General features: G+C 62.1%; 22 protein-coding genes and 2 tRNA genes. 11 read left to right on the top strand and 13 right to left on the bottom strand.

Annotated features, from left to right (window positions below; translation table 11 throughout):
- Positions 1-807: 807 nt before the first annotated feature.
- Positions 808-1,419: a metal-dependent hydrolase gene (locus KU306_RS03195; RefSeq protein ID WP_258302854.1), complete on the top strand. Its 612-nt coding sequence runs from the start codon at positions 808-810 to the stop codon at positions 1,417-1,419.
- Positions 1,420-1,466: 47 nt separating this feature from the next.
- On the opposite strand, the gene KU306_RS03200 is transcribed toward KU306_RS03195, so the two are convergent.
- Positions 1,467-2,792, bottom strand: coding sequence for an MFS transporter (locus KU306_RS03200; protein ID WP_258302855.1), 1,326 nt, complete (start codon positions 2,790-2,792; stop codon positions 1,467-1,469).
- Positions 2,793-2,945: 153 nt separating this feature from the next.
- Positions 2,946-4,283 (bottom strand): cytochrome P450, encoded by a 1,338-nt coding sequence (locus tag KU306_RS03205; RefSeq protein WP_258302856.1) that lies wholly within the window; start codon positions 4,281-4,283, stop codon positions 2,946-2,948.
- A 90-nt stretch (positions 4,284-4,373) separates the two neighbouring features.
- Between KU306_RS03205 and KU306_RS03210 the strand changes: the two genes are divergently transcribed.
- Positions 4,374-5,054 carry a helix-turn-helix domain-containing protein gene (locus KU306_RS03210; protein ID WP_258302857.1) on the top strand — a complete coding sequence of 227 codons (681 nt, stop codon included), beginning with the start codon at positions 4,374-4,376 and terminating at the stop codon, positions 5,052-5,054.
- A gap of 91 nt (positions 5,055-5,145) precedes the next feature.
- On the opposite strand, the gene KU306_RS03215 is transcribed toward KU306_RS03210, so the two are convergent.
- The 4 genes from KU306_RS03215 to KU306_RS03230 form a co-directional block, all read right to left on the bottom strand.
- On the bottom strand, positions 5,146-5,700 hold the full coding sequence (locus KU306_RS03215) for a hypothetical protein (RefSeq protein ID WP_258302858.1): 555 nt from the start codon (positions 5,698-5,700) through the stop codon (positions 5,146-5,148).
- Positions 5,697-7,010: an eCIS core domain-containing protein gene (locus KU306_RS03220; RefSeq protein ID WP_425499536.1), complete on the bottom strand. Its 1,314-nt coding sequence runs from the start codon at positions 7,008-7,010 to the stop codon at positions 5,697-5,699. The genes KU306_RS03215 and KU306_RS03220 overlap by 4 nt, the downstream gene beginning before the upstream one ends.
- Before the next feature lie 217 nt (positions 7,011-7,227).
- A tRNA-Thr gene (locus KU306_RS03225) sits at positions 7,228-7,299 on the bottom strand.
- Between the two features lie 78 nt (positions 7,300-7,377).
- Positions 7,378-8,055 (bottom strand): DUF7114 family protein, encoded by a 678-nt coding sequence (locus KU306_RS03230; protein WP_007541604.1) that lies wholly within the window; start codon positions 8,053-8,055, stop codon positions 7,378-7,380.
- 60 nt (positions 8,056-8,115) lie between these two features.
- On the opposite strand from KU306_RS03230, the gene KU306_RS03235 reads away from it, so the two are divergent.
- Positions 8,116-8,826 (top strand): enoyl-CoA hydratase/isomerase family protein, encoded by a 711-nt coding sequence (locus KU306_RS03235; RefSeq protein ID WP_258302860.1) that lies wholly within the window; start codon positions 8,116-8,118, stop codon positions 8,824-8,826.
- 19 nt (positions 8,827-8,845) lie between these two features.
- On the opposite strand, the gene KU306_RS03240 is transcribed toward KU306_RS03235, so the two are convergent.
- The gene (locus tag KU306_RS03240) at positions 8,846-9,676 is read right to left on the bottom strand and encodes an NAD+ synthase (RefSeq protein ID WP_258302861.1); all 831 of its coding nucleotides are present in this window, start codon (positions 9,674-9,676) and stop codon (positions 8,846-8,848) included.
- A gap of 252 nt (positions 9,677-9,928) precedes the next feature.
- Here KU306_RS03240 and KU306_RS03245 point away from each other — a divergent pair.
- Positions 9,929-9,999 (top strand) — tRNA-Gly (locus KU306_RS03245).
- Positions 10,000-10,207: 208 nt separating this feature from the next.
- Here the strand turns inward: KU306_RS03245 and KU306_RS03250 are convergent.
- The 3 genes from KU306_RS03250 to KU306_RS03260 all read right to left on the bottom strand — a co-directional run bounded on the left by KU306_RS03250 (position 10,208) and on the right by KU306_RS03260 (position 11,840).
- The gene (locus tag KU306_RS03250) at positions 10,208-10,387 is read right to left on the bottom strand and encodes a hypothetical protein (protein ID WP_007541597.1); all 180 of its coding nucleotides are present in this window, start codon (positions 10,385-10,387) and stop codon (positions 10,208-10,210) included.
- A 48-nt stretch (positions 10,388-10,435) separates the two neighbouring features.
- On the bottom strand, positions 10,436-10,732 hold the full coding sequence (locus tag KU306_RS03255) for a DUF7577 domain-containing protein (protein WP_007541596.1): 297 nt from the start codon (positions 10,730-10,732) through the stop codon (positions 10,436-10,438).
- 190 nt (positions 10,733-10,922) lie between these two features.
- The gene (locus KU306_RS03260) at positions 10,923-11,840 is read right to left on the bottom strand and encodes an acyltransferase (RefSeq protein ID WP_007541594.1); all 918 of its coding nucleotides are present in this window, start codon (positions 11,838-11,840) and stop codon (positions 10,923-10,925) included.
- Between the two features lie 191 nt (positions 11,841-12,031).
- On the opposite strand from KU306_RS03260, the gene KU306_RS03265 reads away from it, so the two are divergent.
- The 5 genes from KU306_RS03265 (at position 12,032) to KU306_RS03285 (ending at position 16,745) form a co-directional block, all read left to right on the top strand.
- Positions 12,032-13,159 carry an aldo/keto reductase gene (locus KU306_RS03265; protein WP_258302862.1) on the top strand — a complete coding sequence of 376 codons (1,128 nt, stop codon included), beginning with the start codon at positions 12,032-12,034 and terminating at the stop codon, positions 13,157-13,159.
- Positions 13,160-13,161: 2 nt separating this feature from the next.
- The gene (locus KU306_RS03270) at positions 13,162-13,329 is read left to right on the top strand and encodes a hypothetical protein (protein ID WP_258302863.1); all 168 of its coding nucleotides are present in this window, start codon (positions 13,162-13,164) and stop codon (positions 13,327-13,329) included.
- Positions 13,330-13,507: 178 nt separating this feature from the next.
- Positions 13,508-13,960, top strand: a complete 453-nt coding sequence (locus KU306_RS03275; RefSeq protein ID WP_007541589.1) for a hypothetical protein — start codon at positions 13,508-13,510, stop codon at positions 13,958-13,960.
- Positions 13,961-14,082: 122 nt separating this feature from the next.
- Positions 14,083-16,218: an alkaline phosphatase PhoX gene (locus tag KU306_RS03280; protein WP_258302864.1), complete on the top strand. Its 2,136-nt coding sequence runs from the start codon at positions 14,083-14,085 to the stop codon at positions 16,216-16,218.
- 68 nt (positions 16,219-16,286) lie between these two features.
- Positions 16,287-16,745 carry an SHOCT domain-containing protein gene (locus KU306_RS03285; protein ID WP_007541585.1) on the top strand — a complete coding sequence of 153 codons (459 nt, stop codon included), beginning with the start codon at positions 16,287-16,289 and terminating at the stop codon, positions 16,743-16,745.
- Positions 16,746-16,775: 30 nt separating this feature from the next.
- Here the strand turns inward: KU306_RS03285 and KU306_RS03290 are convergent, their stop codons facing one another.
- The 3 genes from KU306_RS03290 to KU306_RS03300 all read right to left on the bottom strand — a co-directional run bounded on the left by KU306_RS03290 (position 16,776) and on the right by KU306_RS03300 (position 20,857).
- Positions 16,776-18,350 carry a heme-binding protein gene (locus KU306_RS03290; RefSeq protein ID WP_258302865.1) on the bottom strand — a complete coding sequence of 525 codons (1,575 nt, stop codon included), beginning with the start codon at positions 18,348-18,350 and terminating at the stop codon, positions 16,776-16,778.
- Positions 18,351-18,535: 185 nt separating this feature from the next.
- The gene (locus KU306_RS03295; RefSeq protein ID WP_258302866.1) at positions 18,536-20,326 is read right to left on the bottom strand and encodes a site-2 protease family protein; all 1,791 of its coding nucleotides are present in this window, start codon (positions 20,324-20,326) and stop codon (positions 18,536-18,538) included.
- A gap of 66 nt (positions 20,327-20,392) precedes the next feature.
- On the bottom strand, positions 20,393-20,857 hold the full coding sequence (locus KU306_RS03300) for a hypothetical protein (RefSeq protein ID WP_258302867.1): 465 nt from the start codon (positions 20,855-20,857) through the stop codon (positions 20,393-20,395).
- A gap of 130 nt (positions 20,858-20,987) precedes the next feature.
- Here KU306_RS03300 and KU306_RS03305 point away from each other — a divergent pair, with 130 nt between their 5' ends.
- Positions 20,988-21,527: an LURP-one-related family protein gene (locus KU306_RS03305; RefSeq protein ID WP_074793283.1), complete on the top strand. Its 540-nt coding sequence runs from the start codon at positions 20,988-20,990 to the stop codon at positions 21,525-21,527.
- A 104-nt stretch (positions 21,528-21,631) separates the two neighbouring features.
- Positions 21,632-22,144 carry a BGTF surface domain-containing protein gene (locus KU306_RS03310; RefSeq protein ID WP_258302868.1) on the top strand — a complete coding sequence of 171 codons (513 nt, stop codon included), beginning with the start codon at positions 21,632-21,634 and terminating at the stop codon, positions 22,142-22,144.
- Positions 22,145-22,167 lie beyond the last annotated feature (23 nt).

A 22,167-nucleotide genomic window follows, 5' to 3' on the forward strand; every position in this document is an offset into this window, starting at 1 on the left:
AATACGAAATTATCTCCTGTCGGTGGGAGGGCTCCAGTGGGGAAGAACGCCAAACCATCAGCCGAGAGTTGTGATTACAGTCGTACGTTTGTAATGGAGAGTATCGGACAGCACTACACACCGCTGGTCGCGACAGCACACGAGTCGATTCTGGCACTGCTTTCGACGCCGATGAGCGTTACGAACGTATGCCCGTAATGGCACTCGACAACCCGATGTATAAGAAAACAAAATACTAATTTATTCAATCGAATAGCACCCAATATTGTAAAATAAGACAGATACCAGTATTACTAATATTTCCGATAATACTGGTAGTTCGACGTCAGTCTGCGACCACACCCACAGAGCCGCTCTGCGGCAGTTTATCCGGGATATGGACTCAATAGAGGGGAGAAGACCCATAGAACGGACACAGTTGGTTGTTTGCCTTTCTGCAGCACTTATCTACTGTCTGTGCCCGTTTCAGAAACTATACTGAGATTATTCAGTCACCGACGTTAGTACGTCATCGGTGCATCATCGGTATACCTCAAGCATATAATCAATCATATAGTATTTGTGTTTGATAATTTTTCAAACATATTCACATAATATAGTTAAGAAACTTATTTTGGGTTGTTATATGGTCGGCGTTCACGTCGATTCGCGTCTCGGGCACCCAGCCGATTGGGGGTCGACGCCGAGCGCCCCGGGGAAACGCTTCGGCACGTCTCCGAGCCAAAACGGCGTTTCAACCGTCCTTGATAAGAGCTAGCACGACCACCGACACCGTTTTTCCTTCAGGTTACGTACCGGCCGGTACCGATGATGGCCACCACTCACGCCCTCGCGGGTGTCGCTCTCGGCACCGCCGTGTGGGCGTTGGTCCCCGAGGCCGGGATTATCCCGGTTCTCGCGGCCGCTCTCGGCGGCCTGTTCCCGGACTTCGACCTGTACGCCGGGCACCGAAAGACCCTCCACTTCCCCGTCTACTTCAGCGCACTCGCCGTGCCCGCGCTGGCAGTGGCCGCGGTGAATCCGACTACGACGAGCCTCGCCGTCGCGTTGTTCCTCGCGGCGGCCGCCGTCCACTCCGCCTCCGACGTTCTCGGCGGCGGACTCGAACTCAAGCCGTGGCTCGGCACGTCCGACCGCGCGGTCTACGACCACTGGAACGGACGTTGGCTGAAGCCCAAGCGACTGATTCGCTACGATGGCTCGCCCGAAGACCTCGCGTTGACGCTCGTACTGGCGGTCCCGCCGGTCGTCGTCTTCGATGGTCTCGTCGAGCTACTCGTCATCGCCGCAGTCGCTATCTCGGGGGTCTACGTCCTCCTCCGGAAGCCGATGGTCGTCGCGGCCGAGCGACTCGTCGCGGCGATGCCCGACCACCTCCTCGACCACGTGCCAGAGCGGTTCGTCCGCGACCTGCGGTAGTCGCTGCGTCACTCTGTTTTAGAGTCTCTTCGCCACCCCCCGACTGTTCAGTCCGTCGGCTCGGCTTGCTCCATCGCTGCGGACTCGACTCGGGACTCACTTCGGTGGAGAAGATAGGCACACACGATGGCGACGACGCCCGCAGCGGCGGCGATACCGAAGGCGACACGGTAGCCCGCTGGCGTGTAGACCCGCGCTCCGGCAACGGTCTCGCCGGTCCAGTAGGCGTCGAGTGCGTAGCCCATCACCGCCGGAAACACGGCGGCCCCGAAATACCCGAGACTGTTTATCGCGCCCGTCGCCGTCGCGCTGGCTTCCGCCTCGTGACGCTCCTTGGCGACGGTGAAGGCGATGACGACACCACCCATGACGAACAGGGCGGCGAAGAGCAGCCCCCCGGCGACGAGCAGCGGTGGTGTGACAAGAAGGAAGATGAGACCGTACGCGACGGTGAAGACCACACACGACCCGAGAATGAAGAGTGTCCGGTGGCCGAATCGGTCGGAGAGCGACCCCATGAGCGGCGACCCGAGCAGGAAGCCGACGTTGCCGACGAAGACGAACATCGAGGCTGTCTGGACCGACACGTCGTAGAGGTCAGCGATGTACGGAACGCCCCAGAGTCCGAGGACGGTAAAGTTGGTCCCGATGACCAGAAAGAGCATCGTGCCCATCAGCCACGTCTCGCGCTCTCTGAGGACTCGTTTCGTGTTCTCGACGACGGTAGCAAATTCGATGTCCGACATCGGCGGCTCGACACCGTCGAGCGGCTCGAAGCCCGCATCCCGGGGGCGGTCACGGACTCCGACGTACGTCAGTACCGCGAGCCCGACGCCGACGACACCCACGCCGAGAAGGACCATCCGCCACTCGGCCTGCTCGATGGCGATGGCCAAGGGTGTCGTCGCGAGCACGCCACCCAAGCCTGCTGCTGCGACTGTCCATCCAGTCATGGTGGCGAACTCGTCCGGTCGGTACCAGTTGGCGAGGAACCGAAGCGTGGCCGTGTAGAGTACGCTCCCGCCCAATCCGAGCAGCGCCCGCGAGGCGAACGCGAGCCCGTAGGTCGGTGCGAGCGCGAATCCGAACACTCCGAAGGCCATCACACCCAATCCCGCGGCAGCGACTCGGCGCGACCCCGCCTGGTCGACGAGGATACCCGCTGGGAGTTGCAGTCCCGCGTAGATGTAGAAAAACGAGGCGTGCAACAGTCCGAGTTCCGCTCCGGTCGTGTCGAACGCCCGCGAGAGGTCGTCCGCGAGGACGGCCGACGTGACTCTGTGGAAACTGACGAGCATGAATCCGACTGCCAACAGCACCCACAACACCCAGCGCCAGCGAGTCGGATTCGACCGCAACGAGAGCCGTGTCATGGCTCACGTGACAGTGCGTGCGTGTAAATGTCTATCGTGGGGGCACGTGGAGAAGTGAAGACGCGTGCGACGAGGCGATTGCGTACGAAACCCAGTCGTTCGTCGGCGAAAGTACGCGGGCTGGTCGAATCAGACAATCCAGTCAGCCCATCGCTACCGACGGTGGACAGTCGCCTCGATGTCCGTCTCGGGCCTAAGCTGGAGCGACGGCGCGAACGCTAACGGGCCGTCCATCGAAACGTCCAACTCGACCCTGTCGAGTACCGTTGCCAATATGAGCGTCAGTTCGGTGCGGGCGAAGTGCATCCCGACACAATTGCGAGGTCCGGCACTGAAAGGGAAGTAGGCGTATCCCGGGCGGGATTCGGGTTCTTGCCATCGCGACGGGTCGAACACCGTCGGCTCGTCCCAGTATCGCTCGTCTCGGTGGACCGGCCACTGCGGAAGCAGAAACTGTGCCCCCGCCGGGAGGTCGTAGCCAGCAATCGTTACCGGCTCGGTCGCCTGCCGCGTCACCGCGAGCGTCGGCGGGTAGAGCCGTAACGTCTCGGACACGACGTTTTGAGTCCGTTCGAGGTCGGCGTACGCCCCGCTCGCCGAGCCATCGCCGCCGAGAACGTCGCCAGACTCTGCGAGTAGCGCGTCCCGCACGTCGGAGTGGTCGTCGAGCAGTCGCAAGGCGTGGGTGAGCGCGATTGACGGCGAATCGTGCCCCGCGAGCAGCATCGCGACCAGATTGTGGCGGACTTCGTCGATTGAGAGCGTTCCCGCGTCGTGCGCGTCGAGTAAGACCGAACAGAAGTCCTCTCCCAGTCCCGTGTTCCGACGCTCGGCGATGAGGTCGTCGACGAATGCGTCGAGTTCCCTGACCGTTCGCTCGAACCGGCGGTCGGTCGGCGTCGGAACCCAGTCGGGGAGTAACTGGCCGAGTCTGCGGAGGTTCGCCCGGTCGACCAGCGCGTCGGCGGCGTCCATGACGACCGCTTCCCGCCCGCGCACGTCAGCGTCGAGAAGCGCATCGGCGAGGACGTTCACGGTCAACAGCCGCATCTCTCGGTAGAGGTCGATGTGCTCGCCGTCGTCCCACTCCTCGACGTAGTCCTCGGTCGTCTCGACGATTCGGTCGGCGTAGCGCTGGACCGCGCCGTGGGTGAGCGCCGGGCGCATGACTCGCCGGAGTCGCGTCCATCGCTCCCCGGTCGTCACGGTGACTGCGTGGTCCTCGATTCCCTCGAAGGTCTCGTGTTGCGCCGGGCTGATGGTGTAGCTCTCGTGGTCGGTGACGAGGATTTGCTCGATTAGCTCCGCCCCGGTGACGAGATACGTCGTCTGCCCCGGGACTTCGAGCCGAACCAAGTCGCCGAGCGACGCCCACTCCTCCATCGCCCCGACCGGGTCTCGGGAGAACGCGGGTCCGTTTCCGAGTAGCGGAACGCCGGACGGAGTCGGTGGGGACGATTCGTCGCCGGCGCTCGTGCCGTGTGCCGTCATACGTATCTCTTCGAGGGGAAGTGTGTTCGATACTACGGCGAAGCTCCTAGCTTCTTTTTATACTCGACCGAGTAGCTTCGGAGAACTGGCATGCGATATATCGACCTGCGACTCTCCTTGCCGGATTGGATGCTCCATCCGATACAGGAGTTCATCCGCACGGAGGATGTCGTCCAGTACGAGGAGATGCTCACCTGGCGCGTCCGCCCCGACGAGGGTATCGAATACGCGCTCTACTACATCGAAGCGGAGTTAGCACCGTACCGAAGGGCAGTCCGCGAGATTGAGACGGTTATCGACTGTCGAATCACCCCTATCGACGACGATTCCGCGTACGTCTGGGCCTGCGAGGAGACCCGCCCGGAGACGCGGGCGTGGCGCGAAGCCTTCGCCGACCGGCAACTCATCGTCGTGCCCCCAGTCAGGTTCGACGACACGGCCGCGATGGAGATGACGATTGTCGGCGACGGCAGCGATATTCGCGACCTCCTCGAAACGATGCCCTCGGACGTCGACGTGACGGTCAACGAAATCGGTACCTACGACCGCCGTGGCGGGACGCTCGCCGGAACGTTGACTGACCGTCAGTTGGCGGCTGTGAGTACGGCACTAGAACTGGGCTATTACGAGGTTCCGCGTGAAGCGACGCTTGCGGACGTTGCAGCGGAGTTAGAGTGTGCGGAGAGTACGGCGTCGGTGTTGCTTCGGCGAGCCGAACGGGATGTGCTCTCTCGGGTGTTGCGTCGGTATGGTGGGGGTGTTGGTGGGTGAGTTTGTGGCAGAAGGGTGGCGATTACCCAGCAACTGCTCCATCGCTTCGTTGACTAGTTCAGCATTCCATTGTTCTTCGAAGGAGTCTACTTCACGCCGTTTTTAGCATGGATTCCACTTCAGAGATTTGGTTCGAGAACCCGTCCTTTGCGACGCCAAATTCACTCGCCTTCTGTTGGAATTCTCGTGCACACTGCAGGAGAGACTTACAAAATTCTTCAGTATTGACGACGTAGCCCCGTGCACTCTTTGGTGTCGGATAAGGAACATCAAGGCTTGAATCGATTTGTTCACGAGTCTGGAACGCAACCCGGACCGTCTCGTCGCCGACTGGTTCAAATACGAAATAGGACCGGTGACCTTCCAGAAGGTATTCCACAGTGTCATACCTTTCAACATCTCCTGAATAGAGCCGTCCGCCAATCTCTAACAGTGCAGGCAAATCAAGAGCAAGGAAGTCCCCAACGAACTCGGGAGCCCAGTCATTCCAAGCCTTCTCCGCCTCGTTTTCGTATGTGTTGATCCGAGTCCCACCAGCACTAATCTTAATCGCACCACCGCCAGTCGATATCATCTCAGGGCCGTCAGCAGTGACAATGCTCACTTCAACTGGTCCATCGGTCTCTGTTTTTGTTGGTGTACTCATGGTAACTCCTCCACGCCATCTCCATCTACTGGATATGCGGTTACGATTTGCCCACTGCTATCGTATACAATTTTGACACACTCGATTCCAGATGGTAACTCTGTCCCATCGTATTTGACCGTTCTATATCCGTTGGCCTGGATTGAAATATCCTCTTTCGAGGCACCGTGAATCGCATTCTCGATTATACTCTTAATCGTTGACTCATCCATCTGACTGGGGAACGCCGTGGCACTTCGTTCTGTACTAATCTCCGAACCAGGATCAATAGGCCACTCTCCCGAAGCATCTGGATGAACGTGCCGTGCCACAATATGCTTCCAGTCATGAACTCCCTTGTCAAATGTCGTTCCCGCTTCCCACTTATCCGTCTGTAGCAAGAGAGCCAATTCCCGAGAGAGTTGTTCATCGAGTCCGGGGGCGTACATCGCTGTTTTCACGTCCTCGACCGTGAAATCAGAGTTTTCTTCGAGCTTCTGGCGCAGCCACGTGTCATTTATTTCTTCCAGTGTTTCCTCAAGGTCGCCTTCAAACGCCTCATCACCTGGATATCGGTCTGAGTTTTGAACTACTTCTCGGAGTTTATCTACGATCTCCTCGTATTTCGGCATCCTGTGAATGCCTGACTGCCCATTCTGCTGACGAACGTGTGTTAGTTCGTGGGCTAACAGATATTGTCCTTCGAGCGAAGTCGGATCGTATTCACCATGATTGAACGCAACATGATTCCCGACGGTGAACGCACGAGCGTTAATGTCTTCACAGGCTTTCGCAGCCCGTGGTCCGGTGTGAATCCGTACATCGCCGAGGGTATCACCCATACGCTCTTCCATCGCGTGCTGAATCGAGGTGTCGAGCTGCCGGCCCGACGAGGAAATCACGTCTCGAACCGAATCAGGGACCTGCGTGTCGCCAGCTTTCGACGCCTCATGGTGGGCACCGCGGCTACGCTGAACTGATTTCGCGTTTCGGCGTTCGATATCCTTCGGAACTTCCGCGGGGCGGTTCTTCTGGCGCTCGCGGAACGCGCGCATATCGCGTGGCTTCCCCATCGTCTCGATAGTCATCCCCTCATCAGCCCACTGCTGTACTTGGTTCGCGCCGTGGCTTTGGACAAGACGCTGGACAATGACCTCCTGCCCATCCATGTACATGTCGAGTCCAAAGCGCCGTTCGAACTCTTGTCGTGTACGAGCCCCGCTTTTCTGGCCCCGGTCAGGCCTCGTGTCTTGTGTTAGCTCTTGGATTGAGGGAACAGACGAAGACCGATTACTCTCCCTTGCCTGCTCATCTGCAGATCGAAACCCCATCTTTCAGATATTTTGACACCATTCCCATATAATTCCTCTCCCACCAGTCCGACAGTAAATCAACGTGCAAGACCCCTGAGTGTCTGGGCCTCGGCCGGGATTTGAACTCACTCGCAAATCAGAGATTTGCTCGCTGCTCAAATCTCGCGTGGCTCACACGAATTTCTCGTCCGCGGCGCGACGAGACGCGCCGCTCGAAGTGTAGAAATTCGAGAAGAGCCTAGGCCGGGATTTGAACCCGGGCTCTCGTCCTTACCAAGGACGCGCTTTACCGCTAAGCTACCCAGGCACGCATTCCTTCGTTGTCCGGGTTACTCTTTAGGGGTTTCGATTCGAACCGGCCCGGAACCGTGGTAGCGTATGTCGATTAGCGGTCGGCTGTCGAGGTGACTGGGTCGTCGCCCGAGCCACCGCGATACAGCGCCGCGATACGGTCCACAGTCGCTTCGGAGACCGTCTCAGCCGCTGCCGAGAAGCCCTCGTCGTGGCGCGTTGCTAATTCGGCCGCGTACTCGACCAGCGCAGTCGGCGGCGGCGACCCGACGGCGGTCGTTCCGGCGACCACGGCGAGCGTACAGATGTTGACTTCGAGGTTGCTGTCGAGCGACTGGCGCTCGCCCTCGGGTGCCGACCGAAGTCGGGTCTGGTCGCGCCCGAACGCGCGGACCGTCTCGACGGCGTGGTCTGCCGCCTCAGTCCGGGCGAGGAGGTAGAACCCGCGCGACACCAGCACGTCGGCCGCGAGGATGTCGAGGTCGGCGTCGGTGTCGTCGTCTGCAGCATCGAGTGTGACCCACGGCTCCTCGTGCGCGAGTTGGCGAGTGAGTCGAAGCCCCTCGTAGATAAGCTGCACTCCGGCGGCCCGTTCGGCCATGCCGTTCAGGTCGACGTTCGGTTCGACGGCCCGCCCGCTCACGAAAGTGAGCACCGCCGGCGTCATCGAGGCGGTGTCGAGGCGCTCGTCCAGCGCCGCACGGAGGGCGTCGGGTTCGATGTCCGAGAGGGCCTCACGCGCAGCCTCACGGGCTCGCACGGCGTTGTCCATCAGCCGAGGGTTACGGTTGGGAGGGCAAAGACCTTTGGAAAACCACGGCACAACGCTGGTATGATACAGACGGCGGACGACGGCGACCTGCGCGTCGTGACTATCGACCGACCGGGGCAGCGAAACGCCCTCAGACCGACAGACCTCGAAGACCTGAAGGCCGCTATCGAGGGTGCGGACACACCTGTCGTCCTCCTCCGCGGAGCCGGGCCGGCATTTTGCGCCGGTGCAGACCTCGATAGCGTGGCCGACCTCGACGACCCCGAAGCGTTCGCCAAACTCGGCCAGCGCGTCGCCGACACCATCGAGGGGAGCGAGTCGGTGGTCGTCGCCGCAATCGACGGAGCGGCCCGCGGCGGCGGGGTGGAACTCGCGCTCGCGTGCGACGTTCGCGTCGCGACACCCCGGGCGACGCTCGGCGAGCCGGGTGTCAGGCTCGGCCTCTTCGGTGCGTGGGGTGGGACCGTCCGCCTCCCGCGAATCGTTGGTGAGGGGCACGCGCTGGACCTCTCGCTCTCCGGTCGCGTCGTCGATGCCGAAGAGGCGCTTCAGATGGGTCTCGTCTCTCGAATCGTGGACGACCCCCGAGCAGTCGCCGAGTCGATAGCCGACAACGACCACCAATCTCTCCGGATCATCAAAGCGCGACTCCGGGACCGCGGACGCGACGCTGCCCAACTCGATGCAGACCGGTTCGACGCGGAAGCCGAGGCGTTCGCCACGCTCCACGAGGCAAACGTAGACGACATCGCAGCATCGCGGGACAACTAAGAACGAAACGCAGGACTGCTCAGAGCGAGAGTTCGTCGGGGGCAGGGGGCATCGACCGCTTGTGAGCACTCCCTTCGTACAGTTCGACCACCCGGTCGATTTGCTCCTCGGTCACGTCGAAGTTTCGGACGGTCGCAGCCTTCGACAGCGGACCATCGACGTGCAGCGCGAGAATCGCGTCGAGAACGTCGTAGGTCAGCCCCAGTTCGCTCTCGTCGGTCTGGCCGGACCACATCTCGGCCGACGGCGTCTGCATCACGAGGTCCTCGGGCACGCCGACGTGCGCCGCGAGCTGGCGGACCTGCTGTTTGTAGAGGTTCCCGATAGGGTTGCAGTCGACCGCCTGGTCGCCGTACTTGGTGAAGTAGCCCGTCATCGCCTCCGAGCGGTTGCCCGTCCCGAGGACGACGCGGTTCTCGTGGTTCGCGACGAAGTAGTTGAGGATGCCACGCGTGCGGACGTAGACGTTCCCGGCGGCCATTCGGTCGTTCGCAGCCTCGGGGAACGTGTCGAAGAACTTCTCGGCGATGGGTTGGACTTCGACGACATCGTAGGTGATACCGAGCATTTCGGCGACCGCCTCGGCGTCACTCATCATATCTTCGGCGTTCGCCACGCTGGGCATGATAAGCCCGTGCAGGCCGTCTTCGCCGAGGGCTTCGACGGCGAGGAAGGCGGTGAGCGTCGAGTCGATGCCGCCGGAGAGACCGAGGACGGCGCCATCGGCACCCGCCGCGTCGACGGTGTCGCTGATGAACGAGGTGATGTGCTCGCGGTGTGCTTCGAGTTCGGCGTCTGAAAAGCGGAGGTCGAGCGGTGCGTCCTCCGAGAGAACGTCGACGTCTGTCATGCACCCCGATTGGGACTCGGGGGCCAAATAGTCACTCTTCACGGGAAGACAGTGGACGGGTGTCCAGTTTCATCCCACCGGTAACCCACTGAAACGCTACGTTCAAGTGCCCCCGTCGTCTACGGATTTTTGCCTCAGTGAGCGCCGATGTGTTGTCGAGCGTAGTGAGACAACGCACGGGACGCAAGCGAAGCGAAGCGCGCCGATGGGTGACTGAACGAAGTGAAGTCAGCCCCGAAGCGAACGAAGTGAGCGCCGATGGTCCAGTGGTAGGACACGAGCTTCCCAAGCTCGGAGCCCGGGTTCAATTCCCGGTCGGCGCACTTCCGGCAAGACACGTCTTGCCGACGTCCCGTTCGCGTTGCTCACGGGACTCCCTGCGGTCGTTTGCCGACCGACCTTCGCAACCCTCCGGTTTGCTCAGTCCCGGTGAGGCTGCGCCTCACCGACGTACCACTCGTTTCACTCGCGGTACTCCCGGTCGACGCATTTCTCCGAGACATCTCCCACAGCCGACCCGAACAAACAGCCTCAGAAAAACAAGTCCTGCACGTCGTCGAACGTCGTCGTCTCCGAACGGAAGACAGGCTCACGGACGCGTTGGCGGACCTGCGCGTGGCGTTCGAGCGCGGCGTCGAATTCGAGAATCGCCCGCTCGATGTCGCACGCGAGCGCGTCGAGGTCGTCGTGGATGTCCGTGTCGTCGGCCATAGCTGCTTCTTGGGTGGAGGGCACTAAAATGGACTCGGCCGCCGCCCGTCAGCGAAGGCGGCGCGTACAGTTCCAGCAGAGTTCGAACGTCGCGTCCGACTCGTTTTCGGCCCCACAGCTGGGACAAATTCGCTCGCCGGTCGGGGTCCGCTGCACCCCGACGCTCGAACGCTCGTCGAAGGGAACCGCGATTTCGGGGTGCGCATACCGGTCTCCGTGGTCGCCGTTGCGGCCGCTTCCGTCACCCATCGTCGGCTCGCCACCGTCGACGAGGTAGCGATAGACCAGTAGCTGGAGGATGGTCAACCCGAGCGCGTAGACGACGATCCAACCCCAGACGTCCATCACACCTTGACTTACGTTAGCATGCTATATCGGTCCTTCGGTCAGGTGTCATTACTGTCGGTCTGTTAGTCAGTGAACAAAATTCCCGAACATCCGACAACCGCGAGTCGGTGGTGCTGTCGAATCGAAGGTCGGGGGTGAAGGAGGAACGATGGACGTCGTGGTCGGTTCTGTTCGACAGCCACCGGTGCTACTCGGTGCGGTGCGGGTTCACCGGGCCGCCGATGTCGCGGCCGAATTCGTCGAACGTGTCGCGGTCTTCTGGGAGGTCGTAAGGAATCTCGCGGTCGTCAACGCGGCGTTCGCCACCCGCTTCGAGAGGCTCCGCAACGTCTTCGAACCCGGGTTTCACCTTCACGCTCTTGGCTGGCGCGCCGACGACGATGTGGTGGGCGGGAACGTCGCTCTTGACGATGGCGCGCGCGCCGACGATGGCGTTCTCGCCGACGTGATTCCCGGCGTTCACCATCGCGTCGTACGTGAGCCGAACGTCGTCACCGATGTCGGTGTGGTAGTTTCGAACCTCCGTTTGGTCGACAACGTCGTGGGCGTGCGTGTAGATGTGGACGCCGTCGGAGATGGAGACGCGGTCGCCGATGGTGAGCTTCCCGCGGTCGTCGAGGTGGACGTCGTCGTGGATGACCGTGTTGTCGCCGACGGTGATGTTGTGACCGTACGAGAAGGTGACGCCCTTGAAGATACGGAGGTTGTCGCCAGCCTCCTCGAAGAGGTGGTTGGCGAGCATCTGTCGGAACCGAAGCGCGAAGTCGACGTTGTCGGCCATCGGGGTGGCGTCGAACTGCCGCCAGAGCCACTGCAGGTGCTTGGAGCGCTGGAACTTCGCTTCGTCTTTCTCGGCGTAGTATTCGGCTTCGAGCGTCGCGTTACACGGGTCGTACCCCTGCAGTCGAACGCGTGTCGCCGGCGAGACCGGCTTCCCACTCTGCCAGCGCTCCCACGCTTCGCGGTCGCCGAAGAGGTCGATAAGGGTGTCTCTGACGACCTGGCACGTGTCTTCCTCCGAAGACAAGCGTTCGTCTACGTCGTCGATGAAGGCCTGTAACCCATCTTCGGCGTCGTCCGGAAGCGAAACCTGGACCTTCGTCATCACCGTCTCGTTGTCAGTCGACGTTCATAGGGGTTCGGTTGTCGGAAGCCCGACACAGGCGCTATACGGGCAATATCATCTGGCTTTGGTTCACCGGAATCGCGTCGAATCCGAGCGGGCGCAGGCGACTCGCTCCCAGTCTGCGGGAACAAAACACACCCAATAAGTCACCGGAATACGAAGGGCCGTCCATGCACTACCGCGAACTCGGCACCTCCGGCATCGAAGTGAGCGAGGTTGGCTTCGGTGCGTGGGTCGTCGGGACCGACTGGTGGGGCGACCGCTCGGACGACGACTCCATCGAGATGATTCACCACGCCATCGACCAGGGAATCACGTTCTTCGACACCGGGGACGTGTACGGTCATGGCCACTCCGAGGAGGTCGTCGGCGAAGCGCTCGCCGACTACCGCGACGAAGTCACCGTCGCCACCAAAATCGGCTACGACTTCTACAACCACCCGCAGGCCGGTCACGGCGAACTCCCGAAAGAAATCACGGGCGAGTGGGTCCGCGAGGCGACCGAAAAGAGCCTCGACCGACTCGATATGGAGTACGTCGACCTGCTGCAACTCCACAACGCGAACGTCGACGAAGTCACGCCCGACGTGCTCGAAGCGCTGGACGAACTGAAAGAAGAGGGCCTCATCAAGGCGGCCGGCTGGGCGCTCGGCCCCTCCATCGGCTGGCTCGCCGAGGGTGACATGGCTATCGAAGAGGAGTTCGACGCCCTCCAAATCGTCTGGAACGCGTTCGAACAGGACGTCGGCAACCACTTCCTCGACACAATCGAAGAGACCGGGTCGTCGACGAGCCTCATCGGTCGCGTCCCGCACTCTTCGGGGCTCCTGAACGAACAGGTCCGTCCCGAGACCGAGCTCGGTAGCGGTGACCACCGCGGCTTCCGCCCCGACGAGTGGTACGAGACCGGCTGGGAGAAGCTCGAAGAACTGCGATTCCTCGAACGCGACGGCGTCTCTGCGAGCGAAGCGAGCAGACGGCAGGGAGCGGTCGAAGCGAGCGACCGTGAGCGAACGATGGCACAGGCGTCTATCGCCTTCCTCCTCGGCTTCGACGCCACGGCGTCGGTCACGCCGACGTTCCGCACCAAAGACGACATCACCGAGTGGGCCGCCGCCTCCGACGTACCGAAGCTCACCGACGAGGAGATGCAACGCGTCATCGACCTCTACGAGGACAACTTCGGTATCGACCGTTTCGACGGCATGGACGCGCTTCGCTCCTCCGTCGACGGCGACGACATCCGCGACGCTGGTCTCGACAAGCGCGTCGCAGAAGGCGCTCGCAACGAAGCCTGAGTGTGAACCTCCGAACGTTCCTCGGCCTCACCGCGGTCGCTCACGTCGCACTGGCGTGGCTCGTGCACCTCAACGCACGAAAGCGCGGCGACGATGCGACCGGCTGGGTGGTCGCCACACTCCTGACGGGCATCGTCGGAGCCGTCGGGTACGCACTTCGCGGTCGCTGACCGCGACGCGACTCGGCGCAACGATTCGGTTGACAGCGTTTCAGCGCGTCTCCGAACAGGTAGATAGAACCGTTGACATCTCTGTTGTGATATATACTGTACTTATAAATCTACTACACGGTGGCGAGCCAACGCTGTCGGCACGGCCACTCGACGTCGGCGAGGGCCACACCCATCTATGTCGAAACCGGAACACACCACCACCGAAGTCGATTCGGAGATGCTGTACAAAGAGTACGTCCTCGACGTTCGAATCGTCGAGTACAGCGACGCCGAGACCGGCGACAGACGCTTTCGATTCGAAGCGCCGGAACACGAGGGAATCGAGTTCGACGACCCGGACCTCGCGACACTCTACGCTGACGTGTACTTCGACGTGAACGGCTTCGTCGAGGCCGGAACCGGCGAGCGCGGCGTTCCGCCAGAGGTCATCCAAGCCGGCCGAGACACGCTGGCGGCGTACTTCCTGACCCAACCGTACACGGACAAAAACTGGGTGGCATCGTTCTACGGGAAGAAACGCGCGCGAATCGAACGATACGTCGCGGCCGTCCGGCGTCGTGCACGAGAGATTCGCGACGGTGTCGCAGAACGCGAACAGAACGGCCACTCAGTGACGCCAGACGCGTGAGAATTTTCGACACATCATACTCCCAACTATTATATAATCAATGGACTGCTCCGGGGTGGAAAATAATCCATAGTGAGAGAATTATAAAATTAAACAAGAGATGATAGAGAGAACACACGTGCATGGTCGAGTTCACTCGACGAAATCTCATGGCAACGTCGGTCGCTGCTGCGCTGGGGGCCAGCGTGGCTGGCGTTGGGCAAGCAACGGAATCTGAAGACCCTGATACGCCGCGGGCACCGCTGGTTCGGGGGGACCTTACGCGGTTTTCGACGACGGCGTTCGGTGCCGAAGTAACCGGTCCGTGCGTGTTCGGCGACGGAACGCTTCTGTACAGTCTCCAGCATCCGGACCGCGAGAACCCGGCCCCGTACGACAAGGCCGGTATCGGCTACTTCTCCGGCTTCCAGTTCACCTTCGACGGCGAAAACGAATTCGACGAACTCTCGACGCCGGAGTCGAACGAAGAGCGACGAGCAGTTCGCTCTGCTGCCGGCGACTACGAGCTATTGGGCCGCGAGCGCGACCCGATAAACGGAGGAACGGAACTGCTCGGTGTCCCGCAGACGCCCGACGGAACGAACATCACGAGCGAGAACTTCAGCGGGTCACAGTACGCCGACGCCGGCTTCACGCCCGACTGCAACCAGTTCATCCCGACGAACGACGACGGAACCGAGGGCTACCTCTTTACCAACTGGGAGGCCAGTCCGGGCAACATCTCCCGAATTCCGCTCAGCCAGACCGAAGACGGCGAGTGGGAGGCCGACCTCGAAAACGCACTGAACCTCGCCAACACTGATGCACTCCGCGAACTCGGCGGGACCCGAATCAACTGTTACGGCGACCACAGTCCGTGGAACACGATGCTCTCCGCCGAGGAGAACTACGGTCACCCGCGCGTCTCGATGACCGCCTCGGTCGGCGACATCGTCGAGCAGGGGACCGGAACGGGACTCCGCGGCGCACACGAGTTCTGGAACCGTCCCAACCCGTCGGAGATTCAGTCCGCAGTCGACGAGTACTACGACGACTCGTGGTACGTCCAGGGCTATTGGGCGATTACCGGTGTCGAACTGCTCGCGTACTACCTCGGTGCAGACCCGGTCGACCAGTCCGGTTCCGGCAACGACCTGACGCCCATCGGCGACACCTACCCGAACCCGTACCGCTACGGCTACATCGTCGACTTCCGCGAGCCAGCCGCCGAGACGCCCGAACCCGTCAAGTACTACGTGATGGGCCGCGCCGCGTGGGAGTGTCCCGACGTGCAGACCGACGAGCGGACGGTCTACCTCGCCTCCGACGGCGACAGCAAAGGTATCTACAAATTCGTCTCCGACAGACCGATTCCGAGTTACGACGACCCGATGGATGTCGCCGGGACGCTCTACGCGCCGTACGTGACGAACAGAGACGCCGCGGTCGAACGCCCACCGACCGACGTGGACCTCGAAATCGAGTGGGTCGAACTCGGTCACGCGAGCAACGCCGAAGTCGAATCGTGGATTGCCGAGTACGACGACATCACGCAGGTCGACTACCTCGAAAGCCACACCGACTGGGAGGAAGGCGACGAAGTGACGCCCGACATCCTCGAAGCGGCGGACAAGGCGGTCGTCGAAGACGGCAACCGCGACTACGTCACCGACGAGGAAATCGTCGAGTGGGCCGACCAGTACGAACGCCGCGGCCCCGACGGAGTCGACGAGGAACTCCGTCGCGTCCCCTTCATCGAGACCCGCGCGGCCGCGAAGGAAATCGGAGCCAGCATCGAGTTCAACAAGGCCGAAGGCATCGACAGCGTCGAAGGTGCTCGTCCCGGCGACTACGTCTACTTCGGCGTCTCGGAGCTCAACGACGACATGTCGAACGACCAGGGCGATATCCAACTCGACCGCGTCGACGGCGGCGTCGTCTACCGCGCGGAACTCGAATCCGACTACAACGTCTCGACGCTCGAACCCGTCATCGTCGGCTCGGACGCGAGCGACCCGGCCGATATCGCCGACGACGCGCTCATCAACGTCGACAACGTCTCCGTCCTCGACGACGGCCGCGTCCTCTGTTGTGAAGACGCCGACCAGTTCGGCCGTTCGTACAAAAACGACTGTCTGTACGTCTACACGCCCGAAGAGCGCGGTCGCGGTGGCGACGACGGCGAAGACCACGACCGCGGCCACGGCAACGACCCCGATGGTCACGACGAGGACAACCCCGGCAGGGGGCGAGGTCGAGGCCGCGGCCAGTTCCTGTAATCGCCTACCTGCGCGCTCACACACTTCAGCAACGTACTTTTTTGTAGTTCGAGAGACAGTTTCGGCTAATGGCCCTCGAACGAATCGGAGCGCTGCTCTCGAAGGAGGCAGGTGCCGTCGCTCGAAGTCCCCCGCTTTTCGGGCTCGTCACCGGCTTCTGGCTCATGCTGGCGATTTTGATTGTGTCTGCTAACGCGCAACTGGCGTTGACGATATTCTTTTTCGCCACGCCAGCGGCCATGCTCGTTGCCTACGCGGGTCGGCGAATTCGACGACGAGTTCTGGGTGAGGAGTCATCCGAGAACTACCAGCAGACGCGACGCCAGGAGCCAACCCGATACGACCCTGTCGACGACGAATCCGCCATCGAAGTGCTCCGGGAACGCTATGCAGCAGGGGAACTCTCGGACGAAGAGTTCGAACGCCGACTGAACGCGTTGGTCGAGACCGAAGCAGTCGTGACGCAGACGGACTCGTCCACCGAGACGTTCCGGTCGAACCAGTCGCGTGAGACCGCAACCGAGTGAGAAAAAGAAAACCGCTGTTCGGCAGCGTCTCTACGCCAAGAAGACGTGTCGCGGCCGGTCTGCCAGCACGTCACGGCCCCACTGCACCGTGTCGCGGAACTCGTCGGAGCGGAAGAAGCCCATGGCGTCTTCCTGCGAGCGCCACTGACTGGCGATGAACATGTCGTTTTCGTCTTCGAGGTTGACCATCAGGTCCGTATCGAAGTGGCCGTCCATGTCTTCGAGCAGGCCGCCGACGGTCTCGAACTTCTCGACGAAGTCCGTCTGGTAGTCGGGCTTGACGGTGTAGAACATCCCCATCGTCCCGAAGCCGGACTCTTCGCCGGCGCGCTCGACGATACCGGGGAGTTCCGAGAGGAACCCGGCAGCCGTCTCGGCGGCCGACGCCGTCTCCCAGATGGAGACGACTGCGGTCCGGTCGCGGTCGTTGGCCTCGTAGACGGCGGTCTTGACGTGCGTCGGGTAGTGGTCGAAGTTGCCTCGGAGCCCCTCGACTTCGTCGAAGAGTTCCTCGGAGTCGGCTTCGGAGTACAGCACCGTCGCGTACACGTCCTCGCCGTGCGGCTGGCCAGCGTAGATGTTCAGGTCTTCGAGTTGGCCGCGGATGTCTTCGCTGTCGGCTTCGTCGTCCGAGTCGCCGTGGCCGTGGTCGCCACCGTGGTGGCCGCTCTCACCGTGGCCGTGACCGCCGCCGTGGTGGCTGCCTTCACCGCCGTGGTGGTGTCCGCCTTCACCGCCACCGTGGGGATGACCGCCCTCACCGTGGTGATGTCCGCCTTCGTCGTGCGCGTGGGCGTGGTGATGCGATTCGTCGCCGAACTCGCTCGTCGGGACGGCGTCGCCCGCGAGGAACGCGCCGAGGTCCGACGGCGGGAAGCGACGCCCGACATAGAACTGGCCGAACTCGCCGTAGAGACTCGACACCTCGTCGAAGCGCATCTCGTAGACGATGTCCTTGATGTCCGTCGGGTCGTCGCCGAAGAGCGTGACGCCCCACTCGTGGTCGTCGAAGCCGACCGAGGAGGCGATGACCTGCTTGATTTTGCCCGCGTACTTGCGGCCCGTGTCGCCGTGGGTGGACATGAGTTCCCGGCGCTCGTCGAACGGCAGGTCGTACCAGTTGTGTTTCTCGCCGCGGCGCTTCGACATCGGATAGAACGCCATGTAGGTGTCGTCCGGGATGTCGGGCTTCAGTTTGCCCTCGATGTACCGGAGCAGTCCCGTGTCGATGTCCTCTTCGTTGCCCTCGAAGTAGTCGTCCGAGACGTAGCCCGAAACCTCGGTGACGGAGACGTACGAGGTCGGTTGCTCGGTGAACGCGGCCAGTGCCGTCTGCTCGAAGCGGCGCTCGGCGCGCGACAGCGAGTCCAGCGTCGGCCGGAAGTGGACGACGACGAAGTCGGCCTTGTGGCCGAGGATGGAGAAGACGGCCGTCGCACCGGCCTCGTCGTCTTCGACCGCTTCGTGGGAGTCGAGGTATGCGACACCGTCTTCGATTGCGCGACGGCGCTCGTGCTCGGGCGCGTCCCGCCACGCGTCCCAATCGACCGTTCGGAAGTCGTGCAGCGCGAACCAGCCCTCGTCGGTCTGTGGGGCCTCTACCATACAGGGGCGTTAGGAGTCATCCGGTATTGAAGTTGCGAGTCTTTTCTGAATCCGGGAACGACGGATTGATTCGCGTGCAGTCCTCGCGTGCGACTCCGAGACGGGGTCGGGTCGCGGCGAGTGGGTTTGGGTCGCGGTGAGTGGGCCTCTGTCGCGGTGAGTAGGCCTCTGTCGCGGCGAGTGCGTTACCCGCCGAGGACTGTCGGCCCGAATATCATGAGCAAGAGCGACGCGAGCATCACGAGTCCGATGGAGGTCGTGATGGTCCGAACGACCGTGTGTGAGTCGTCGACCGGAAGCCGGGAGACGACCGCCTCGGTCGCGGTCCGCAAGATGCGGCCACCGTCGAGCGGGTAGCCGGGAATACAGTTGAACAGCCCCAGTTGGAGGTTAATCCACGCCGTCCAAAACAGGAGGTTGGCGAAGAGGAAGACGCCGCCGCCGAGGAAGTCGAAGGGGCCACCGACCTGGTAGAAGTTGATGACCTGCCCGGTGAAGCCGGGGAAGTTCGGAATCCCGAGGACGACCGACGCGAGCGGAAGCAACAGCGAGACGTAGACGAGTTGCAGCGGCGACTCGCCGAAGGCGCTGCCGACGGCATTCCCGCCCTCGCCGCCGTCACCACCGAGCAGTGAGAGGTACGTCCCTGCGGGGTACTCGCGGACGCCGAAGTCCGTCAGGAGAAGCCCGCTGGTTCCGAAGATGTTGACGCCGAGGAAGCCGTTTCCGTCCTGTTGGTTCTCACCGAGCGTCACGTCCACGGTTTCGAACGACCCGTCCTGATAGACCTCGACAGAGACGGTCTGTCCGGGGTCGGTCTCGTCGAGTGCCGCCTGCAAGTCGGCCGACGTGACGATGCGCTTGCCGTCGAACGCGGTCACGATAAGCGGCTCTGTCGTCTCGGTCGCGTTGTACAGCGGCCCGTTTTCGGCGATGTTCGTGATGTACGCGCCGACCGGGATGACGCGCTCACCGGCCGACGTGTCGATTCGAGCGAACCGACTGTCGCCGACGGCCGAGACGAAATCGGCCTGCGTGCTCACTGGCGTCCCGTTGACCGCGTTGACGGTGATTGGGTCACTGCCCTGCTCGACCGTGAGGTTCGCCGGGTTGCCTGCGACGGAACCGGCGATGATGAGTTTTCGAGAGACCGAGACTGTCTTTTCGCCGTCGACTTCGACGTCCACGGTTCCGTCGTCGGACGCGAGCAGTGCCGCGTCGAGGTCCTGTGTCGTGTTGACCGGCGTGCCGTCGATTGCGGTGACACGGTCGCCGCCGGAGATACCCGCCGCCGCAGCGGGAGAACCGCTGTACGCGCCGGCGACTGCGACGCCGGGCGCGACAGAGATAGAGGCGATGACCGGACCGAACAGGAGCGCGAAGGCGATAATCGTCACGACGAAGTTGTTTGTCACGCCGGCGGCGAACATTCGGGACTTTCCGCCCCGGTCACAGCGGCGTTGGCTCTCTTCGGACGGTTCGACGAAGGCACCGACCGGAAGAATCGTCAGGAGGACGATTCCCATCGACTCGACTTCGATATCTTCGACTCGGCTGAGGATGCCGTGACCGCCCTCGTGGACGACGAGGCCCACGAGAAGCCCGAAGAGAATCTCCGGCGCGACCGAAAGCGGCAGGAAGTCGTTGACGCCGGGGATGACGAGGAAGTTCTGCGGTTGGTTCACCGCGGAGGGAGCGGGCGGGCGCTGGACGATGAGGATGGCCTGGAACACGAGGAGGACGAACGTCCCGACCATGATGACGAGCGCGACGCCGAGGCCGATGTTGCTCCACGCGCGCCAGAAGCGTTTGGGCGCGGCGAGTTTGTCGAGTAGCTCGCGGCCGCGACGCGTGTGAACGGTGGTGAGCGGACCCTGTACGCGGACGTATTCGGGGAGAATACCCCGGGTTCGCAACACCGCCGTGAGGAGGGAGTAAGCGATGAGTCCGGCGAAGACCCACAGCAGCGTATTCATCGCTCGAAGGGAGGCGGCGCGAACCAAAAGGCGTTCGGGTTACGGTGCTACCGTGGTCGGCGAGTTTTACGCGTCCTCGGTCTCGTCGTCGTCGGGCAACTCGACTTCGACTTCGACGGCGTCGTCGTCGGCAGCAGCCTGCTCGTCTTCGTCTGCGGCGTGCTCGTCACTTTCGCCGGCATCGCTCTCGTCGGCGTCAGCGTCGAAGTCGAACTCACCGTCGTCCGCGTCGGTTTCGGACTCGTGTTCGACGGTCACTGTCGCGTCGTCGCTGTCGCTCGCGTGTTCGTCGTCATCGTCGAGTTCGATGTCGGTGAACGACTCGGACGACGACGAGCGAAGGCGGTACACGACGTAAGCGACGCCGGCCGCGACGAGGGCAAGAACGAGCAATCGACCCAGCGAGCGCCCGCCCGAGGAGTCCTCGTCGGACACGGCTGCCTGTTCGGAGTCTGCGTCGAACTCTTCGAGTTCGACTTCCATTTCGTCTGCGGACTGTTCTACTGACCGGATGAAGTCGATGAGAGACATGTGAAATCACTGCGGCCGAAGCCGCGGGTCGTCCTTCGGGGAACGGATTCTGCAGGCCACGATACGCGCGATGACGACATAAGTCGTCCCCCAGAAGGGTTTTTACCCCGTGCCGGGACCACAACAGAGCATGTTCGACAGTTCCCGCTACGAAGTCCGGCAGAAAGTCTCCATCGGCACGAAATACGTGGTCTACGAGGACGACGAGCCAGTTCTCTCGGCGAAGAAGAAGAAGTTCAAATTGAAGGAGGACTTCCGACTCAACGACTACGACACGGGCGACGAGCGCTTCCGCGTGAAAGCAGACAGCGTCCTCGACGTGTCCGCCGCCTACGACATCGTCGATAGCCAGACCGGCGAGCGAGTAGGGGCGGTGAAGCGCGGCGCGTTCTCGTTCGCGAAGCACACCTACCAACTCCTCGGGCCGGACGGGAACGTCGTGGGGCGCATCGTCGAGGACAACGTCCCGATGGCCATCGCCCGCCGCGTCATCTCGACACTCATTCCGTTTTCCTACCGTATCGAAGACGCCGCTGGCACCGCAGTCGGGTCGGTCGGCGAGCAGTTCTCGTTCCGCGACAAGTACACCATCGACATCGAACGCGACACCATCGACCCGCGTCTCGTCGTCGTCGGTGCAGTCGTTATCGACGCCATCGAGGAGAACTGAGCCCACACCGTTGGAACTCACCGCCGGTTCCTTCCGGGTGACTCAAAGAGCCACTTGACATTTCGTCAGTGGCTTTTCACAATATCGTGTACGGTTGGATGACTATGTTCGACTCAATCAGCTCTCCAAGTCGCGCGTTCGTGGCGACACTCGTCGTCATCGGAGCGCTCGTCGGAGGTGCGTCAGTCGTGACAGCACAGGACGATTCGGTCTCCATCGTCAGCGACCGCGAGCAGGTGACTGTCACGTCGAGCGACGACGCAGCTATCCAAGGCACGTCTGACCTCTCGGCCGACAAGAACCTGTCCGTCCGAGTCCGTGCATCCGGCGACACCGAGCCGGCGTTCCTGAAGACCAGCGAGGTGTCGGTCGGTGAGGACGGTAACTTCACCGCGACGTTCGACTTCAGCGACATCCCGACCAATTCGACGTTCACCGTGACCGTCGCCGACGATTCGGGCACGCTCGCAGAGGCCGAGGGTGTCGTCGTGAAGCAGGCTGAAACGACCACCTCGGCGTCGACGACCGAGTCGCCTGTCCCCGGATTCGGTCCCGTGACGGCGGTCGGCGCGCTCGTCGCACTCGCGGCAGGCGCACTGCTCGTCGGACGCCGATAACGGAGAAAAACGGAACGCGAAAC

The sequence above is a fragment of the Haloferax larsenii genome, from assembly GCF_024730625.1.
Taxonomy (GTDB): domain Archaea; phylum Halobacteriota; class Halobacteria; order Halobacteriales; family Haloferacaceae; genus Haloferax; species Haloferax larsenii.

Excerpts from the sequence above, each read along its gene's own strand:
- KU306_RS03195 (WP_258302854.1), top strand. The coding sequence starts at position 808 with ATGATGGCCACCACTCACGCCCTCGCGGGTGTCGCTCTCGGCACCGCC.
- KU306_RS03200 (WP_258302855.1), bottom strand. The coding sequence starts at position 2,792 with ATGACACGGCTCTCGTTGCGGTCGAATCCGACTCGCTGGCGCTGGGTG.
- KU306_RS03205 (WP_258302856.1), bottom strand. The coding sequence starts at position 4,283 with ATGACGGCACACGGCACGAGCGCCGGCGACGAATCGTCCCCACCGACT.
- KU306_RS03210 (WP_258302857.1), top strand. The coding sequence starts at position 4,374 with ATGCGATATATCGACCTGCGACTCTCCTTGCCGGATTGGATGCTCCAT.
- KU306_RS03215 (WP_258302858.1), bottom strand. The coding sequence starts at position 5,700 with ATGAGTACACCAACAAAAACAGAGACCGATGGACCAGTTGAAGTGAGC.
- KU306_RS03220 (WP_425499536.1), bottom strand. The coding sequence starts at position 7,010 with ATGGGGTTTCGATCTGCAGATGAGCAGGCAAGGGAGAGTAATCGGTCT.
- KU306_RS03230 (WP_007541604.1), bottom strand. The coding sequence starts at position 8,055 with ATGGACAACGCCGTGCGAGCCCGTGAGGCTGCGCGTGAGGCCCTCTCG.
- KU306_RS03235 (WP_258302860.1), top strand. The coding sequence starts at position 8,116 with ATGATACAGACGGCGGACGACGGCGACCTGCGCGTCGTGACTATCGAC.
- KU306_RS03240 (WP_258302861.1), bottom strand. The coding sequence starts at position 9,676 with ATGACAGACGTCGACGTTCTCTCGGAGGACGCACCGCTCGACCTCCGC.
- KU306_RS03250 (WP_007541597.1), bottom strand. The coding sequence starts at position 10,387 with ATGGCCGACGACACGGACATCCACGACGACCTCGACGCGCTCGCGTGC.
- KU306_RS03255 (WP_007541596.1), bottom strand. The coding sequence starts at position 10,732 with ATGGACGTCTGGGGTTGGATCGTCGTCTACGCGCTCGGGTTGACCATC.
- KU306_RS03260 (WP_007541594.1), bottom strand. The coding sequence starts at position 11,840 with ATGACGAAGGTCCAGGTTTCGCTTCCGGACGACGCCGAAGATGGGTTA.
- KU306_RS03265 (WP_258302862.1), top strand. The coding sequence starts at position 12,032 with ATGCACTACCGCGAACTCGGCACCTCCGGCATCGAAGTGAGCGAGGTT.
- KU306_RS03275 (WP_007541589.1), top strand. The coding sequence starts at position 13,508 with ATGTCGAAACCGGAACACACCACCACCGAAGTCGATTCGGAGATGCTG.
- KU306_RS03280 (WP_258302864.1), top strand. The coding sequence starts at position 14,083 with ATGGTCGAGTTCACTCGACGAAATCTCATGGCAACGTCGGTCGCTGCT.
- KU306_RS03285 (WP_007541585.1), top strand. The coding sequence starts at position 16,287 with ATGGCCCTCGAACGAATCGGAGCGCTGCTCTCGAAGGAGGCAGGTGCC.
- KU306_RS03290 (WP_258302865.1), bottom strand. The coding sequence starts at position 18,350 with ATGGTAGAGGCCCCACAGACCGACGAGGGCTGGTTCGCGCTGCACGAC.
- KU306_RS03295 (WP_258302866.1), bottom strand. The coding sequence starts at position 20,326 with ATGAATACGCTGCTGTGGGTCTTCGCCGGACTCATCGCTTACTCCCTC.
- KU306_RS03300 (WP_258302867.1), bottom strand. The coding sequence starts at position 20,857 with ATGTCTCTCATCGACTTCATCCGGTCAGTAGAACAGTCCGCAGACGAA.
- KU306_RS03305 (WP_074793283.1), top strand. The coding sequence starts at position 20,988 with ATGTTCGACAGTTCCCGCTACGAAGTCCGGCAGAAAGTCTCCATCGGC.
- KU306_RS03310 (WP_258302868.1), top strand. The coding sequence starts at position 21,632 with ATGTTCGACTCAATCAGCTCTCCAAGTCGCGCGTTCGTGGCGACACTC.